Raw genomic sequence first — 16,501 nt, 5'->3', positions numbered from 1 at the left:
CATCGAAGATTCCGAACAAAAATGCGCCGAACCGCCTTCCAGCAGCGAAAAGGCGAGTCTTTTTGAGCTTTGGAGCGCGATTTTGGGACGGGTCTTGCCTCCGTCTTGTTCTGCTAATACGCTCACCTCATCGCGGCGGGCGGGGCCGATCTCGCGTCTTGTGCATCCGGATGACGGCCTCGCACCGTCCAGCCGCTGTTCGTCCGTTCGAAGCCAGGGGAAAATCCTATGCGCCATCTCGCTCTTCTCGCCGCTCTCGCGCTGCCGCTGGCGCCTGCGCTCGCCGCCGAGGATGCGGCGCCCGCCGCTGTCGAGGCGCGGCCCGCCGCCCTCGTCGCCGATGGCGTGCCCGCCGTGCCGTCCGACCTCGCCGCCGCATCGCGTCCCTATATGGAAAGCCGCGGGGCGAGCTTCGTCGGGTGGAACGATGGCGACAAATCGATGCTGATCGCGACCCGCTTCGGTAACACCAGCCAGATCCACCGCGTCGCGATGCCGATGGGCGCGCGGCAGCAGCTGACCTTCGAGGAAGAGCCCGTCAGCGCGGGCGCCTGGTCGCCGAAGAGCGCCGATATCATGCTGGTGCAGAAGGATATCGGCGGCAATGAATTCTATCAGATCTACGCGATGAAGAACGGGCGGCTGGTGCTGCTGACCGACGGAAAGAGCCGCAACAGCTTCAACGCGTGGAGCGACGACGGGACGCTCGTCGGCTATACGTCGACGCGGCGCAACGGCCGCGACAGCGACCTGTATGTGATGAACCCGCGCGATCCGGCCTCGGGGCGCATGGTCGCCGAGGTCGAGGGCGGCGGCTGGTATCTGACCGACTTCGCGCCCGACAAGAGCTGGGCGCTGGTCGCCAAATATGTCTCGGTGCAAAAGACCGATCTCTACCGGCTCGACCTCGCGAGCGGGGCGCTGACGCCGATCGGCGATCATGCGAAGACGATCGCGATCGGCGGCGCGGCCTTCGCGCCCGACGGCACCATCTGGGTCACCAGCGACGAGGGGTCGGATTTCCAGCGGCTGGGGACGATCGACCCGAAAAGCGGCGCTTTCACCCCGCGCGGACCCGCCGAAAAATGGGACGTCGATACGTTCGATATCTCCGACGACGGCCGCTTCATCGCCTATGTCGTCAACGAGGCGGGGATGAGCAAGCTTCGCATCCTCGACGTCAAGAGCGGCAAGGCGCGCACGGTCGAGGCGCTGCCCGCGGGGATCATCGGCGGCATCGACATCGCGCCCTGGGGCGAGATCGGGCTCAGCTTCACCTCGGCGCGGAGCGCGGCGGACGCCTATAGCGTCAATCCTCAGACGCTCGCGGTGACGCGCTGGACCCAGAGCGAGACGGGCGGCCTCGACGTGACGAAGAATGTCGAGCCCGAACTGGTGAGCGTGAAGAGCTTCGATGGGCTCGCGGTGTCCGGCTTTCTCTATCGCCCCGATCCGGCGAAATTCCCCGGCAAGCGGCCGCTGATCATGAACGTCCACGGCGGCCCCGAAGGCCAGTCGCGGCCCGGCTTCCTCGGCCGCAACAACTATCTGCTCAACGAGCTGGGCATCGCGATCTTCTATCCCAACGTCCGCGGTTCGACGGGCTATGGCAAGACGTTCGTCAGCCTCGACAACGGGCCGTTCAAGCGCGAGGACAGCGTCAAGGACATGGGCGCCTTCCTCGATGTGCTGGCAAAGGATCCCGCGCTCGACGCGGCGCGCTTCGGGCTGACCGGCGGCAGCTACGGCGGTTATATGTGCTATGCCGCCGCGACCCATTATGCCGACAAGCTGCGCGCCAATCTGTGCGTCGTCGCCATCTCCAACTTCGTGACCTTCCTCGAGAATACGCAGGATTACCGCCGCGATCTGCGCCGCGTCGAATATGGCGACGAGCGCGTACCCGAGCAGCGCGCGAAGTTGCTGGAAATCTCGCCGCTCACCCGCGTCGGCGACATCCGGAAGCCGCTCTATGTGGTGACGGGCGCCAACGACCCGCGCGTGCCGGCATCGGAGGCCGAGCAGATCGTCGCCGCGGTGCGCAAGAATGGCGGCACCGCCTGGCATCTCGTCGGCACCAACGAGGGGCACGGCTTCGCCAAGAAGGAAAATGCCGACTATCAATTCTGGACCTCGCTGCTCTTCTGGCAGCAATATCTGCTGAACTGAACCGGCGGCCTTGACCCGAACACGGGCCGGGGCGTAGCGATTCTCCATTCTTTCATCGGATGGAGACGCGATGCGCCGGCCCAAATTGCTCGACACGATGCGCGATTACAGCTGGCCGCTGTTTCGCGCCGACGCATTGGCCGGGATCAGCGTCGCGCTCGTCGCGCTGCCGCTGTGCATCGCCATCGCCATCGCTTCGGGAAGCACGCCCTTCGTCGGGCTCGTCACCGCGATCACCGGCGGCTTCGTCATCTCGCTGACGAGCGGCAGCCGGGTGCAGATCGGCGGGCCGACCGGCGCCTTCATCGTCGTCGTCTATGGCGTGATCCAGGATCACGGGATGGACGGGCTGATCGTCGCCACCATCATGGCCGGACTGATCTTGATCGTCGCCGGCTTCTTCCGCGCCGGGCGCCTGATCGCGCTGATCCCCGAAGCGGTGATCAACGGCTTCACCATCGGCATCGCCGCGATCATCGCGGCGAGTCAGCTCGCCGACGCGCTGGGACTGTCCGCCGGCAAGGTTCCGGCCGACATGATCCCGAAGATCGAGGCGCTGTGGGCGGCGCGCGGTTCGCTCAGCCTCGCCGCGCTCGCCGTCACCGCGGTGACGATCGCCGCCATATTGCTGCTCCGCCACTGGCGCCCCCGCTGGCCGGTGTTGGTGATCGCGGTGGGCGCGGCCTCGCTCGCGGTGTTGTGGCTGCATCTGCCGGTCGACACGGTGAGCTCGCGGTTCGGTGCCTTGCCGAGCGGGCTTCCCGCGCCGCACTGGCCGCAGGTGACCGCGGCGCGGCTGATCGAGCTGCTGCCCTCGGCGCTGACCATCGCCTTTCTGGCCGGGGTCGAATCTTTGCTATCGGCGATCGTCGCCGACCGCATGTTCGGCGGACAGCATCGGCCGAGCGCCGAGCTGCTCGCGCAGGGGTACGCCAATGTGCTGACGCCGCTGTTCGGCGGCCTGCCGGTCACCGGCGCGATCGCGCGCACCGCGACCAACGTCCGCGCCGGCGGGCGGACGCCGGTGGCGGGGATGGTCCACGCGCTGGTGATCCTGTTCGTGCTGCTCGTCGCCGGCGGCCTCGCTGGTGCGCTGGCGCTGCCCGCGCTCGCCGCGGTGCTGCTCGTCACCGCCGCCAACATGGCGGAGCCGGAGAAGTGGCGCGAGCATTGGTCGCTGCCGTGGGACGAGCGGCTGTTGCTGCTGCTGACGCTCCTGCTCACCGTCTTCGCCGACCTGACGATCGCGATCGGCGCGGGGGTCGCGCTCGGGCTGTTGCTGCGCTGGTGGAAGGGCAAGCGCGCGGCCGCCTGGACGCCGCGCGAGCGATAGAAAGTCAGTGCTGCGGCGGCGTCGGCAGCGGCTCGGCGTCGGGCTCGGCTTCGCCGGTGGCCGGGGCGGGTGCTTCGCCATTGGCCTGGCGCTCAAGGTCCTCGGCCGCCTTCTGGCGTTCGGCAAGCGCCTTTTCCTCGGCGACCACCGCGGCTTCGACCTCTTCGGCCGCCGCGTCGATCCCCGCGAGGCGTTTGGCGCGTTCCTCGGCGATCATCGTCTGCCAGTCGGTCTTGTCGGCCGCCTGCGCCTCGGCCTTCGCGCCCGAGACGAGCTGCTGGGTGCAACCGGTAAAGCCGCCGAGGCCGACCGGCGAGCAGCTGTCGGTGCCAAAGCGGCCGACGCGCTCCATCGCGGTGACGCGGTTCAGCCACGCCTGGTTGCGCGGGTCGAGCGGGTCGCCGCCACGGAAGATCTGCGGGACGCGATAGCGATCTTCCTCGGGCATCCGGTTGCAGACGACGATCTCGTCGGGGCTGCTCGGCTCGCACTTGTCGTCGCCATAGACGATGACCTGGTTGACCTTTTCGTTCGGCGCGCCCGCGGTTTCCTGCGCCTGGGCGGGGAGGGCGGCGGCGCTGCCGGCGAGGATCAGCGCGAACAGGGGGAGGCGGGTCATCGATCGTTCCTTCATGGTTTCAGGCGAGATGGCATGGGCTCTCTGCATAGCCGATGAACATCCCTTAGCCGTTCGCATCGAGCGAAGTCGAGATGCCCCTCGACCTTGCTTTGCCTCGATGGGTGTCTCGACTTCGCCCGACACGAACGGAAAAAGAGGATTCCTGTTTATCAGATACGTTTCGATAGCGCGATGGCTGCACGGCAGCCCGCCCGAATGGCGAGGCTGAGCAGCGGATAGGCGGGGGCGCTTTCCGCGCCCGCGGCGATCGCCGCTTCCTTGTGCTCGAGCTCCTCGGCGCGGAATTCGGCGACGGCTCCCGAGAGTTCGGGGTCGCTGTCGCCGAGTTCGGCGAGCTGTTCGCGATAATGGCGGTCGATCTCGGTCTCGACCGCGGCGGTGCACGCCATCGCGGCGCGCGGCCCCATCGCGGCGGTCACCGCGCCGAGCGCGAAGCCCGCGACGTCCCAGACCGGCTGCAAGGCGGTCGGTCGCACGCCGCGGCGCGTGACCATCGCGTCGAAAAAGGCGCGGTGGCGCTCTTCCTGCTCCGCCATATGCGCGATCTCGCGCGCCATCGGGTGGCGGTCGCCCATCACCGCGAGTTGGCCGGCGTAGATGCGCGTCGCGCCATATTCGCCCGCCTGATCGACGCGTATCATCGACGCGGTGCGGCGATCGGTCGTTTCGGGAGCGCTGCTCATGCCGCCGATGTGGGCCGGCGGCGCAGCAAGGTCAAGACGAGGCCCGCCGCCGCGAGCGAGAAGATCGCGTTGAATCCCGCGAGCGAGACGCCGAACAGCGTCCATTGCGGCACGTCGCAGCGGATCACCGGCGCGGCCATGATGCTGTCGAGGGTGACCGGGCCGTTCTGGCCGGTGCTGCACGTCGTCAGCCCTTCCCAGAAGCCGTACTCGACCCCGGCGTGGAAGATGCCGATCGCGCCGCTGACGGCTATGGCGAGCGCGGCAAGCAAGGTCAGGGCGCGCATCGCCGTATCGTTGCGGCGCAGGAGCAGAGCGATCGCCGCAAGCACCATCGCCGCCTGGTGCGGCCAGCGCTGCCAATAGCACATCTCGCACGGATGGAGGCCAAAGCCATATTGCGACACCAGCGCCCCGCCATAGAGCAGCAGCGGCGCGAGCAGCGCCAGCAGCGGCGCGGCGTAACGGCTATTCAGCATAGAGGATCCTCCGCTCGCGGCGTCAGTTGCGGCGCGCCGGCTTGGCGGCGGGTTTCGCGCCCTGCGCCATGCGCGAGGGGGCGGGGCCGATCCGCCCGATCGTTTCCAGCGCATAGTGGAGCTGGAAATCCTCGATCCCTTTCGCCTTCAGCTCTTCGGCGGTCGCGGTGAAGCGCGGATCGGGCTTTTCGTCGGCTTCGAGCAGGCCGTTGTCGACCTTCTTCTCGTTGATCAGGTGCCGGCGCAGGTCGCTCTCGCGGAAGGACGGGCGATCCTTGTAATCGGGGTCGGACAGCTGCGGGACGCGGATATCCGGGTCGATTCCGCCCTCCTGCACGCTGCGTCCCGATGGTGTGTAGTAGCGCGCCGTCGTCAGGCGGAGTGCGGTGGTGTCCGTCAGCGGCAGCACCGTCTGCACCGATCCCTTGCCGAAGCTACGCTCGCCCATCACCACCGCGCGGTGCTGGTCCTGCAGCGCCCCCGCGACGATCTCCGAAGCCGAGGCCGATCCCGCGTCGATAAGCACGATGACCGGCGCGCCGCCCGCCTGATCGCCGGGCTCGGCGAAATAGCGTTCGATATCGCCCTTCTTGCGGCCGCGCTGCGAGACGATCTCGCCGCGGTCGAGGAACAGGTCGCTGACCCCGACCGCTTCGTCGAGCAGCCCGCCGGGGTTCGACCGCAGGTCGAGCACCCAGCCGCGCGGGGTGCGGCCGAGCGACTTCTCGACCGCGACCATCGCCGCCTTGAGGTCGGTGCTGGCATCGGCCGAAAAGCTGCTGATCGTCAGCACGCCGACGCCGTCCTTGACCTCCCATTTGACGGGCTTCAGGTCGATGATCTCGCGCGTCAGCGTGAGCTCCATCGGCTTGTCCTGGCCTTCGCGGACGACGGTGATCTCGATCTTGGTACCCGGACGGCCGCGCATCTGTTCGACCGCCTCGTCGAGCGTCATGCCGAAGATCAGCTGCTTGTCGATATGGGTGATATAGTCGCCCGCCTTGATCCCGGCGCGGTCGGCGGGGGTGTCGGCGGTCGGCGCGATCACCTTGACCACCCCGTCCTCCATCGTCACCGACAGGCCGAGCCCGCCATATTCGCCGTCGGTCTGGGTCCGGAGGTTCGAATAATCGCGCGCGTCGAGATAGCCCGAATGCGGGTCGAGGCTGGCGAGCATGCCGTTGATCGCCCCCTCGATCAGCTTGTCGTCGCTGACCGGTTCGACATAATTGGCCTTCACTTCCCTGAACACGTCCATGAAGCGCATGATCTCGTCGGTGGTCGAGGCGTCGACGGTCGCCATCGCGCCGGTCGCGAGCGGCACCAGCGCGAGCGTGCTCAACGCGGCGGCGCCCTGCCACAGGGCAAAGCGGCGCCGGGGCGACGCGGCGGTCTTGGTCGATTCGGTCATTGGCGTCTTTCGTGTCCTCGCGGGAGCTCTCCCGCCCTTATAAACCCCGGCGCGCTATCCTCCAACGCATTTGAACCGCCGTCAAGCGGCGCGTCGGACGTCACCCCAGCATCGCGGCGACGTCGACCGGGCGGCCGGCGCGGCGCAGTTCGACGGTAATCCGACTGTCGTCGGACCCCGCGCGCCCGACGGGCGTTCCGGCGTCGAGCGTGTCGCCGACCCCTACCGACAGCGCGATCATCCCGGTCAGCAGCGAGGTCCAGCCGCCGCCATGGTCGATGATGACGATCTTGCCATAGCCGCGATAATCGCCCGCGAAGCTGACCCGCCCCGGGGCGGGGGCGACGACCTGGCCGCCGGGGCGCGCCGCGATGGTGATCCCGCGCGATCGCACCCCGCTGTCGTTCACTTCGCCGAGGCCCGCGACGATGCGGCCGACCACCGGCAGGCGATAGGCGCTGCGCGTCATGTCGGCGGCCGGCGCGGCGGGCGGAGCGGCGGTGATCGCGGCCCTTGCCGGATCGCGCGGGCGCGGCAGCGGCCCGGCGAGCTCTGCCAGTTCGGCGCGCACCGCGCCATCGGCTTCGAGCGTGTCCATCAGTTCGACGATGTCGCGCGCCTTTTCGCCGAGCCCGAGCGCGCGGTCGGCCTCAAGCCGGGCGCTGCTCATCAGGTCGCGCGCGTGGAGGCGCCCCTCGTTTTCGAGCCGGGTCAGCTCGTCGCGCCGGGCGGCGAGTTCGGCCTTGCTCGCGCCGAGCGCCTTCAGCGCGATCGCCTGTTGCCGCTGCGCGGTGCGGAGGTCGGCAAGCTCGCGGCGGACCCCCGCGGTGCGGCTGCGGATCACCGGCATCACCGCATCGAGCACGGCGCGCGCATGCACCATGTCGCGCAGCGATCCCGGCTGGGCGAGCACGCTCACCGGCGGCTGGCGCGAGAGCTGCTGGAGCGAGGCGGCGAGTTCGAGCAGCGGCTGCTGCTGCTCGGCGAGCCGCGCCTGCTGCACGGCGAGGCGGCGGTTCACCAGCGCGACGCGCGCCTCGCCCGCATCGATATCCGCCTCGGCTGCTTGGATGCGCGCGGCGAGCGCGGCGCTCCGTTTCTTCAGCCGGTCGGCCGCGTTGGTCGCCTTCTGCGCCTGGGCTTCGAGCGCGCCGCTGCGCGCCATCGCCTCGGCCGATTGCTGCTTGGCGGTCAGGAGCTGCGCGCGTTCGCGCGTGGCGATCGCCGCGGGGTCGAAAACGTCGCTCTGCGCGATCGCAAGCGCGCCGCACGCGATCGCGGCGAAGCCGGCCAGCGTGGCGAGCACCCGCCTCACTGGCGCCCTTCGCGGTGATAGGGGTGGCCCGCGATGATACTCGTCGCGCGCCACAGCTGCTCGGCGAGCATCGCGCGCGCCATCAGGTGCGGCCAGGTCGCGCGGCCGAAGGCGATGACCTTGTCGGCGCCCTCGCGCTCCGCCGGCGTGAAGCCGTCGGCGGCGCCAAGGCAGAAGCGCGCCTCGCGCACCCCGGCGTCGCGCCATGTTTCAAGCAATCGGGCGAATTCGAGCGACGACATCTGCTCGCCGCCCTCGTCGAGCAATATGGTACGGCTGTTGTCGGGAGCCGCGGGAACGCGCCCGCCTGTATCGGGAAGCTCCGACATCTTCTGCGCCCAGGTCACGCGCTTCATGTAGCGCTCGACCAGTTCGGCTTCGGGGCCCCGCCCGATGCGTCCGCGCGCGATGATGTGCAGCAACATATCCGCCGCCTAACCTTCAGGCGGCGGTCACGTCAATTCGCGGCTGCGACCGGCGGCGCGTCGCCGAACGACCACATGCGTTCGAGGTTGTAGAAGCTGCGCACTTCGGGCCGGAACAGGTGGACGATGACGTCGCCGGCGTCGATCAGCACCCAGTCGGCGTTGGGCAGGCCCTCGACGCGGACGCTGCGGCCCGCCTCCTGTTTGATTCGCTGCGCCAGCTTGTCGGCGATCGCCGAGACGTGGCGCGTCGAACGGCCGCTCGCGATCACCATGTGATCGGCGATGCTGCTCTTGCCGGCGAGCGGGATGGAAATGGTTTCCTGGGCCTGATCCTCGTCGAGCTGGTGGAGGATCAGCGCGTGGAGCGCGTCCACGCTGTCGTTTGCGGGTGCGGCGCCGGGCGCGGCATCCTTGCTGGCGGATATCAAGCGGGTCCTTTCCTTTTGCCATCGCGCAGGCGCGAATGCGTCAACGGGTCGCGGAAGCCGCGGCCTGCATAGCGTTCGAACCAGCGGGGATTGGCCTGCCGTATAGCGGTTGCGGATCGCACATCGGGCGAAAATCGCAGGAACACGAGGGCAGGCGGTCTCCAGTCCGTCCAATCAGCTTTCTGGTTCGCGGGCCGGACGAAGCGCCGAAGCCAGCCCATCGCCTGCGCGGCGTGGGTGCGGCCATTATAGCCCGGCCGCGCGACCACCGCAATCGGCATCAATCGCGCGATCCCCCGCCAGTCGCGCCAGCGGGGCAACTGGGCCAGATTGTCGGCGCCCATGATCCAGATGAAGCGGCGATTCGGATAGCGGCGGACCAGCTTTTTCAGCGTATCGACGGTATAGCGCGTGCCGAGCTCGGCCTCGATCGCCGTCGCGCGGATCGGCGAGCGCCGCGCCATCCGCTGCGCCGAGGCGAGCCGAGCGGAGAGCGGCGCCATGCCGGCGGCGGGCTTGAGCGGATTGCCGGGCGAGACGAGCCACCACAATTCGTCGAGATCGAGCGCCGCGATCGCATCGAGGCTGATCGCCCGGTGCCCGCCATGCGCAGGATTGAAGCTGCCGCCGAGGAGGCCGGTGGCGATCACAGGAGGGTCCGCCAGTCGCTGCGCAAATGCGAGACTCGGAGGATCAGAACGCGTTTCGAATCGACGTGGTAGATCAGGGCGTATGGCAGCTTTCCGAGCCGCCATTTTCGCCGGCCTTGCGCGCCGACCGGTGTGCCGCCGCGGGGCGAGGTCGCGAGGAAAATAGTTGCTTTGGCCGCTTCTTCGAGCAGCGCGTCCGCCATGTCGAAATTCGCATCGACCTGACGATCAACCGCACTGTTCAGGTCTTCACGTGAAAGACGGGACCAGTGAACCGGCGTCACGCCGCGTCTTTATTTCGCTTGGCCCGGATTTCTTTCCGCTTGGCGGCAATCCATTCCTGCATCTCTTCGGCGGAGATCAAAGGCTCCTCGCGAGCGGATCGTTCGCCCTCTTCGATAAAAGCCAGCATTTCGGCTTCGCGTTCGGCATATTCACGCACGGCCTGCGCTACCAGCCAAGCCCTGCTGCGACCCTGCGCCGTAGCGAGGTTGTCCATCAGCGCCATGGTGTCGGCATCGATACGTGTCGAGATGACGGAATGCTTGGTCATGGTCGCAATGTATCACTTGTATACAAATGATTCAAGGACGCGTCTGACCGCTTCCGCGCACCAGCCACTTGTACGTCGTCAGCCCTTCGAGCGCCACCGGCCCGCGCGCGTGGAGGCGCCCGGTCGCGATGCCGATCTCCGCCCCCAGGCCGAATTCGCCGCCGTCGGCGAACTGGGTCGAGGCGTTGTGCATGACGATCGCGCTGTCGACCTCGGCGAGGAAGCGTTCGGCGGCGGCCGCATCCTCGGTGACGATCGCGTCGGTATGGCGGCTCGAATGCGCGTCGATGTGCGCCAGCGCGCCCTCGATCCCGTCGACCGCGGCGATGGAGACGATCGCGTCGAGATATTCGCAGTCCCAGTCGTTCGCGCTCGCGCGCGTGACGTGCGGGCTCAGCGCCGCGATGGCCTCGTCGCCGCGCACCTCGCAGCCCGCCGCGACCAGCGCGTCGACGATGGCGCGCGGCGCGGAATAGGCGCGGTCGATCAGGATCGTCTCGGTCGCGCCGCAGATACCGGTGCGGCGCATCTTGGCGTTGACCGCGAGGAGGGTCGCCTGTTCGGGGTCGGCAGCGGCATCGATATAGAGGTGGCAGATGCCGTCGAGATGGGCGAGCACGGGCACCCGCGCCTCGTCCTGCACGCGCGCGACGAGGCCCTTGCCGCCGCGCGGGATGATGATGTCGACGAGGCCCTGCGCGCGGAGCAGCGCGCCGACCGCGGCGCGGTCCTGCGTCGGCACGAGCTGCACCGCGTCAGCCGGCAGTCCCGCCTCGGCGAGCCCGGCGGCGAGCGCGGCGTGGATCGCGCGGTTCGAATGCACCGCCTCGCTGCCGCCGCGCAGGATCACCGCATTGCCCGACATCAGGCCGAGCGCCGCGGCGTCGGCCGTGACGTTGGGGCGGCTTTCATAGATGATGCCGATCACGCCGAGCGGCACGCGCACGCGGCTCAGCACCATGCCGTTGGGGCGCGTCGCGCGGTCGATCTCGGCGCCCACGGGGTCGGGGAGGGCGGCCACCGCCTCGACCGCGTCGGCGATCGCGCCGAGGCGGCCCGCGTCGAGCCGCAGCCGGTCGAGCATCGCCGAGGTCAGCCCGTTCGCCTCGCCCGCCGCCATGTCGCGGGCATTGGCGTCGAGGATCGCCGGTGCCTGCGCGCGAAGCTCGGCCGCGGCGGCACGCAGGCCTTCGGCCTTCTTCGCCGTCGGCGCGACCGCCATGCGTTTCGCGGCGGCGCGCGCGCGCGCGCCCATGTCGGCGATCAGCGCGTCGGCGTCGTGAACGGGCGGGTGGATCAGCGTCTCGGTACTCATGGCCTTTGCCCTATCACGCTTTGCCGCGGCCGCGAAAGTCCCGTTGCGCCCTGACGCGCGCGGCTTTAGGCAGAGCGCATGAGCGGGGATATCGAGGGTATCGGAGCGGCGGTGACCGCGGGGCTGGCGGCACGCGCGGTCGAACCGCGCCACGGCGGCGCGGCGGATGGGCACGCGGGCCAGCGCTGCCTCAACTGCGGAACGACGCTGGTCGGCTCGCACTGCCATCGTTGCGGCCAGCGCGTCGACGTGCACCGGACGTTCGGCGCGATCGGGCACGATCTGGTCCATGCGATCTTCCATTTCGAGGGCAAGCTGTGGAACACGCTGCCGCTGCTTGCCTGGCGCCCCAGCGACCTGACGCGCCGCTACATCCACGGCGAGCGCGCGCGCTTCATCTCGCCCCTGTCGCTGTTCCTGTTCGCGGTATTCCTGACCTACGCGGTCCTGTCCTTCGTCGGTAGCGGCTCGTCGGGACACGGCCTGCAGGACATGGTGACCAGCCAGACCGAAACGAGCGCGGTTCGCTCGCGGCTCGAGCATGAGGTGGCGACGATCGACACCCAGCTCGCCAAGGCCGACCTCGCCGACGGCCAGCGCAAATTGCTCGCCGAGCAGCGCTATACGCTGATGCAGAGCGCCGAATATCTCGGCCTTCTCGATCATGCCGGCACGCCGGGCGAAGGCAGGGAAACGCCCGAGGGTCGCTTCGCGCGCGCCGAGATTCGCACCGGCATCGCCTTCGTCGACCATGGCATCGCCAAGGCACAGGCCAATCCGGGACTGATGCTCTACAAGGTGCAGGCGAACGCCTATAAATTCGCCTGGGCGCTGATCCCCTTGTCGCTGCCCTTCCTGTGGCTGCTCTATCCGTTCAGCCGGCGCTTCCACACCTATGACCATTTCGTGTTCGTCACTTACTCGATCAGCTTCATGCTGCTGCTGTTCGTCGCGGTGCGGCTGTTCGCGATGACGCCGGCGATGGGGTGGGTGACGACATTCGCGGTCTTCTACGTTCCTTTTCACATGTATCGCCAGCTTCGCGGCGCCTATCGCTCGTCGCGGATCGGCGCGCTCGCGCGGACCTCGCTGCTGCTGCTCTTCAGCGTCATGGCGGTGACATTGTTCGTGACGATGCTGCTGGCGCTGGGGGCGATGGGCTAGAGTGTTTTCAAGTCAGGTGGAATCACCTGACGACTCGGAAAACACGATAAAACTCTAGCCGGCGCCGCCGGCACGGACGGGAGAGATGCGATGCACCAGCTGTGGGCGGAGATGGACCGGCGGCAGTTGATCGGACTCGGCGCTGCGGGGCTCGCGGCGTTGTCGCTGCCCGGCGCGGCGGCTGCAATGATGGCGCAGGGCTTCACCCACGGCGTTGCGAGCGGCGAGCCGGGGGCCAATTCGGTGCTGCTGTGGACGCGCTATGCCGCGCCGTCGGATACGATGCTGACCGCCGAGATTTCGGAAAGCCCCGACTTCGCCCGAATCGCCGGGGGCGGGGAAGTTGCCGCGACCGGCGAGCGCGACCATGTCGCGAAGATCGTCGTGGACGGGCTTCAGTCGGGCCGCTGGTATTTCTATCGCTTCATCGCGCCCGACGGCAGCAAGTCGGTGACCGGCCGGACGCGAACGCTGCCCGCGGGACCGACCGCCGCCTTCAACCTCGCGCTCTTTTCCTGCGCCAACATGCCGTTCGGCTGGTTCAACGCCTATGGCCACGCCGCGGCGCGCGAGGACATCGACCTTATCGTCCATGCCGGCGACTATCTGTACGAATATAAGGTCGGCCAATATCCGGCGCTGAAGGAAGCGGTGCCCGGCCGCGCGATCCAGCCCGATCACGAGATCGTCGCGCTCGCCGACTATCGGCTGCGCTACGCCGCCTATCGCAGCGACCCCGATCTTCAGCGGCTCCATCAACTGTTCCCGATGATCGCGCAGTGGGACGATCATGAATTCGCCAACGACACATGGAGCGGCGGCGCGCAGAATCATCAGCCGGACGAAGGCGAATGGAGCGCCCGCGCCGCTGCCGCCGAGCGCGCCTATCGCGAATGGATGCCGGTCGCCGAGACGCGCTGGCGCCATTATGAGGTCGGCGATCTCGCGACCATCTTCCTCCCCGAAACGCGGATCAGCGGCCGCGACAAGCCGTTCAGCATCGGCAGCATCGTCAAGGACGCGGGCGATCCCGCCGCGGCGCTCCGCCAGTTCCGCGACACGCGCTACCGCGATCCGGCGCGGCAGATGCTCGGCGTGCAGCAGGAAAAGTGGCTGACCGACGCGATCCGCGCCTCGGTGCGCGCCGGCAAGCGCTGGCAGGTTTGTGCGCAGCAAGTATTGATGGGCACCACCTTCAGCCCGCCGGAATCCGCGAACTGGTTCGGCGCCGACGCGCCCGACTATGTCATGGAGCGGGTGAAGACCGCGCAGCTCGGCGCGGCGGCGGGCCTGCCCTATAATTTCGACGCCTGGGACGGCTATCCGGCGGCACGCGCGCGGCTGCTCGGTGCGGCGCAGCAGGCGGGCGCCAATTTCGTCTCGCTCGCGGGCGACAGCCATAATGGCTGGGCGTTCGACCTGCCGCACGACGGCCGCCCCGCCGGGGTCGAGGTCGGCGGACACAGCGTCAGCTCGCCCGGAATCGAGGCGGCGGCGAAAGGGGTGGGCGATGCCGACCGCGCCGCCGCGCTGCGCCGCTCGTCGCCGCAGCTGCGCTGGGCGAACACCCAGCGGCGCGGCTATGCGACCGTCGCGCTGACGCCCGAGACGATGACCGCGAACTGGCATTTCCTCGATACGGTGGCGGAACGCTCGCGTACGCTCGCGGGCACGCACAGCATGACGGCGCGGCGCGGGCGCAACGCCTATGACGCCGCCTAGCGTTCGGGGTTGACGAATCCATATCCCGATGGTTATGGATTAAACCATAGCCAAGAGGTTATGGATTGAGATGATCGAAACCCGCGACTTGCTGTTCAAGGCCCTGTCCGATCCCACGCGCCGCGCGCTGTTCGAGCGATTGTGCGAGAGCGGCGAGCAGAGCGTCGGCGCGCTGACCGCTCCCGCCGGCATCTCGCAGCCCGCGGTGTCTAAGCATCTCGCGGTGCTCAGGCAGGCGGGGCTGGTGCAGGACCGCCAGCAGGGGCGACAGGCCTATTACAGTGCGCGCCCGGCGGCGCTCGCGCCGCTCGTCGACTGGACCGAGCGGATGGCGCGCTTCTGGGACGCGCGGTTCGACGATCTCGACGATGTGCTGAAAAGGATGGATCAATGAACGAAACGGCAATCGAGGCGCGCAGCGTCGTGGTCGAGCGCGAGTTCGCGCACCCGCCCGCGAAGATCTGGCGCGCGCTGACCCAGCCGCATCTGGTCGCCGAATGGCTGATGGCGGGGGACGTCGCGCCGACGCCTGGCCACCGCTTTCGTTTCGGTGCCGACTGGGGCCATGTCGATTGCGAGGTGGTCGAGGTCGAGCCCGAACGCACGCTCGCCTATAGCTGGGACGGCATGGGGCTCGAAAGCACGGTGACCTGGACGCTCACCCCGACCGCGGCGGGCACGCTTTTGCGCATGGAACAGCGGGGGTTCCAGCCCGACCAGAAACTCGCCTATCATGGCGCGAAGGCCGGCTGGCCGCGCTTCCTGACCGCGCTCGACGACCTGCTCGCGCGGATCGACTGATAAGGGAGGAAAAGAGATGAACTGGAATCAGGGAATCCGCCAGTTGCATCGCTGGCTGTCGATCCTGTTCACGGCCGTGGTCGCGGGCATCTTCCTGACGCTGGGCCTCGGACGCGAGCCCGCGCAGTGGGTCTATTATCTGCCGCTCGTCCCGCTCGCACTGATGACGCTCACGGGCCTGTGGATGTTCTTCCTCCCCTATGCGGCGCGTTCGCGTCGCGCGGAGGGATAGCGCCATGGCCGACAAGGCACCCAAGCTGCTGTCGGGCGGCAATCCGCAAATCCCGAAGGGCGACGGCGACGCGCCGGTGCAGGCCTATATCGCCGCGATGCCCGGCTGGAAAAGCGCGGCGGGAAAACGGCTCGACGCGCTGATCGAAAAAAGCGTGCCGGGGGTCCAAAGGTCGGTGCGCTGGAACTCGCCCTTCTACGGGGTCGAGGGGAAGGGTTGGTTCGTCAGCTTCCATTGCTTCACCCGCTATATCAAGGTCACCTTCTTCAAGGGCACGGCGCTGACCCCGCTGCCGCCGGTCGGATCGAAGGACCCCGACGCGCGTTATTTCCATATCCACGAGGACGAGGCTGTCGACGAGGCGCAGGTCGCGAGCTGGCTGAAGCAGGCGGCGGCGATCCCCGGCTGGATCACCGGACAATGAAGGAAGAGTGACGATGAGCGAAGACAAGGCCGCACCGGCGCTGATCGACGAAAAGATCGCGGCGCTCGGCGGCTGGCGCGGCGACATGCTCGCGACGATGCGGGGGCTGATCCATGAAGCCGAGCCCGAGGTGACCGAGACGGTAAAGTGGCGCAAGCCGTCGAATCCGCACGGCGTCCCGGTGTGGGAGCATGGCGGCATCCTGTGCACCGGCGAAACCTACAAGGACAAGGTCAAGCTGACCTTCGCGCGCGGCGCGGCGCTCGACGATCCCAAGCGACTGTTCAATGCGAGCCTCGACGGCGGCACGCGGCGCGCGATCGACCTGTTCGAAGGCGATCGCGTCGACGCGGCGGCGTTCAAGGCGCTGGTGCGCGAGGCGGTGGTTGCGAACGCGGCGAAGGCGGGACGGAAATAGGAAGGCGGCTAGCGGCCGATAGGCGAAATATCCCATATGTACCCCGGCGAAAGCCGGGGCCCAGGGCGTAGCCACGCAACGTCGGCTTTCTACCGCCCTGGGCCCCGGCTTTCGCCGGGGTACACTTTGGATGGAAACGTCTACTTCCCACTCCAAAACGGACACTGCCTTCAATAAGGCGGCGTTTCCTCGAACTCGTCGAACGCGGGATAGTCGTTGGCGACGCTGGCGGTGAAGTTGGGCGCGCGCTTTTCGAGGAAGCTGGTGACGCCCTCGGCGGCGTCGGGGCTGCGTCCGCGGGCGAAGATGACGCGGCTGTCCCAGCGGTGGGCGCTC

General features: G+C 68.2%; 20 protein-coding genes. 9 read left to right on the top strand and 11 right to left on the bottom strand.

All coding sequences use genetic code 11. The features are described 5' to 3' along the window. Positions 1-228 precede the first annotated feature (228 nt). Both CD928_RS13005 and CD928_RS13000 read left to right on the top strand, forming a co-directional pair. Positions 229-2,169, top strand: a complete 1,941-nt coding sequence (locus CD928_RS13005; protein ID WP_095387544.1) for a prolyl oligopeptidase family serine peptidase — start codon at positions 229-231, stop codon at positions 2,167-2,169. 70 nt (positions 2,170-2,239) lie between these two features. Beyond that, a complete protein-coding gene (locus CD928_RS13000) occupies positions 2,240-3,502 on the top strand; it encodes a SulP family inorganic anion transporter (protein WP_095387543.1) in 1,263 nt (420 codons plus the stop codon). Positions 3,503-3,506: 4 nt separating this feature from the next. On the opposite strand, the gene CD928_RS12995 is transcribed toward CD928_RS13000, so the two are convergent. The 11 genes from CD928_RS12995 to CD928_RS12945 form a co-directional block, all read right to left on the bottom strand. Beyond that, positions 3,507-4,121 (bottom strand): hypothetical protein, encoded by a 615-nt coding sequence (locus CD928_RS12995; RefSeq protein WP_095388042.1) that lies wholly within the window; start codon positions 4,119-4,121, stop codon positions 3,507-3,509. 170 nt (positions 4,122-4,291) lie between these two features. Beyond that, positions 4,292-4,825, bottom strand: coding sequence for a demethoxyubiquinone hydroxylase family protein (locus CD928_RS12990; RefSeq protein WP_095387542.1), 534 nt, complete (start codon positions 4,823-4,825; stop codon positions 4,292-4,294). Further along, positions 4,822-5,304, bottom strand: a complete 483-nt coding sequence (locus CD928_RS12985; RefSeq protein ID WP_095387541.1) for a disulfide bond formation protein B — start codon at positions 5,302-5,304, stop codon at positions 4,822-4,824. The genes CD928_RS12990 and CD928_RS12985 overlap by 4 nt, the downstream gene beginning before the upstream one ends. Before the next feature lie 22 nt (positions 5,305-5,326). After that, positions 5,327-6,715, bottom strand: coding sequence for a S41 family peptidase (locus CD928_RS12980; RefSeq protein WP_095387540.1), 1,389 nt, complete (start codon positions 6,713-6,715; stop codon positions 5,327-5,329). Between the two features lie 100 nt (positions 6,716-6,815). Beyond that, positions 6,816-8,030: a murein hydrolase activator EnvC gene (locus CD928_RS12975; protein ID WP_095387539.1), complete on the bottom strand. Its 1,215-nt coding sequence runs from the start codon at positions 8,028-8,030 to the stop codon at positions 6,816-6,818. Beyond that, complete coding sequence (locus CD928_RS12970) at positions 8,027-8,455, bottom strand: 23S rRNA (pseudouridine(1915)-N(3))-methyltransferase RlmH (protein WP_095387538.1); 429 nt, start codon at positions 8,453-8,455, stop codon at positions 8,027-8,029. The genes CD928_RS12975 and CD928_RS12970 overlap by 4 nt, the downstream gene beginning before the upstream one ends. 32 nt (positions 8,456-8,487) lie before the next feature. Further along, on the bottom strand, positions 8,488-8,886 hold the full coding sequence (rsfS, locus tag CD928_RS12965; RefSeq protein WP_095387537.1) for a ribosome silencing factor: 399 nt from the start codon (positions 8,884-8,886) through the stop codon (positions 8,488-8,490). Then, positions 8,883-9,536: a nicotinate-nucleotide adenylyltransferase gene (locus CD928_RS12960; protein ID WP_095387536.1), complete on the bottom strand. Its 654-nt coding sequence runs from the start codon at positions 9,534-9,536 to the stop codon at positions 8,883-8,885. The genes rsfS and CD928_RS12960 overlap by 4 nt, the downstream gene beginning before the upstream one ends. After that, the gene (locus tag CD928_RS12955; protein WP_095387535.1) at positions 9,533-9,820 is read right to left on the bottom strand and encodes a type II toxin-antitoxin system RelE/ParE family toxin; all 288 of its coding nucleotides are present in this window, start codon (positions 9,818-9,820) and stop codon (positions 9,533-9,535) included. The genes CD928_RS12960 and CD928_RS12955 overlap by 4 nt, the downstream gene beginning before the upstream one ends. Next, complete coding sequence (locus CD928_RS12950; RefSeq protein ID WP_095387534.1) at positions 9,817-10,089, bottom strand: CopG family ribbon-helix-helix protein; 273 nt, start codon at positions 10,087-10,089, stop codon at positions 9,817-9,819. The genes CD928_RS12955 and CD928_RS12950 overlap by 4 nt, the downstream gene beginning before the upstream one ends. Positions 10,090-10,120: 31 nt before the next feature. After that, complete coding sequence (locus CD928_RS12945; protein WP_095387533.1) at positions 10,121-11,404, bottom strand: glutamate-5-semialdehyde dehydrogenase; 1,284 nt, start codon at positions 11,402-11,404, stop codon at positions 10,121-10,123. Between the two features lie 78 nt (positions 11,405-11,482). Here CD928_RS12945 and CD928_RS12940 point away from each other — a divergent pair, with 78 nt between their 5' ends. From CD928_RS12940 to CD928_RS12910, 7 genes are all read left to right on the top strand, one after another. Beyond that, entirely contained in the window at positions 11,483-12,568 is a 1,086-nt protein-coding gene (locus CD928_RS12940; RefSeq protein ID WP_095387532.1) for a DUF3667 domain-containing protein, read from the top strand. A 90-nt stretch (positions 12,569-12,658) separates the two neighbouring features. Next, complete coding sequence (locus CD928_RS12935; protein WP_176473576.1) at positions 12,659-14,290, top strand: alkaline phosphatase; 1,632 nt, start codon at positions 12,659-12,661, stop codon at positions 14,288-14,290. Positions 14,291-14,360: 70 nt separating this feature from the next. Continuing rightward, the gene (locus CD928_RS12930; protein WP_095387531.1) at positions 14,361-14,684 is read left to right on the top strand and encodes a helix-turn-helix transcriptional regulator; all 324 of its coding nucleotides are present in this window, start codon (positions 14,361-14,363) and stop codon (positions 14,682-14,684) included. After that, a complete protein-coding gene (locus CD928_RS12925; protein ID WP_095387530.1) occupies positions 14,681-15,091 on the top strand; it encodes an SRPBCC domain-containing protein in 411 nt (136 codons plus the stop codon). Before CD928_RS12930 ends, CD928_RS12925 begins: the two co-directional genes overlap by 4 nt. Positions 15,092-15,107: 16 nt before the next feature. Continuing rightward, positions 15,108-15,323 (top strand): hypothetical protein, encoded by a 216-nt coding sequence (locus tag CD928_RS12920; protein WP_095387529.1) that lies wholly within the window; start codon positions 15,108-15,110, stop codon positions 15,321-15,323. Between the two features lie 4 nt (positions 15,324-15,327). Next, a complete protein-coding gene (locus tag CD928_RS12915) occupies positions 15,328-15,747 on the top strand; it encodes a DUF1801 domain-containing protein (protein WP_217983763.1) in 420 nt (139 codons plus the stop codon). Between the two features lie 13 nt (positions 15,748-15,760). After that, positions 15,761-16,165 carry a DUF1801 domain-containing protein gene (locus CD928_RS12910; protein ID WP_095387527.1) on the top strand — a complete coding sequence of 135 codons (405 nt, stop codon included), beginning with the start codon at positions 15,761-15,763 and terminating at the stop codon, positions 16,163-16,165. Positions 16,166-16,501: the final 336 nt, after the last annotated feature.

This window comes from Sphingopyxis sp. GW247-27LB, from assembly GCF_002277025.1.
Taxonomy (GTDB): Bacteria; Pseudomonadota; Alphaproteobacteria; order Sphingomonadales; family Sphingomonadaceae; genus Sphingopyxis.
The sequence above is the reverse complement of the archived record's forward strand: the minus strand, read 5'-3'. Positions and strand labels throughout refer to the sequence as shown.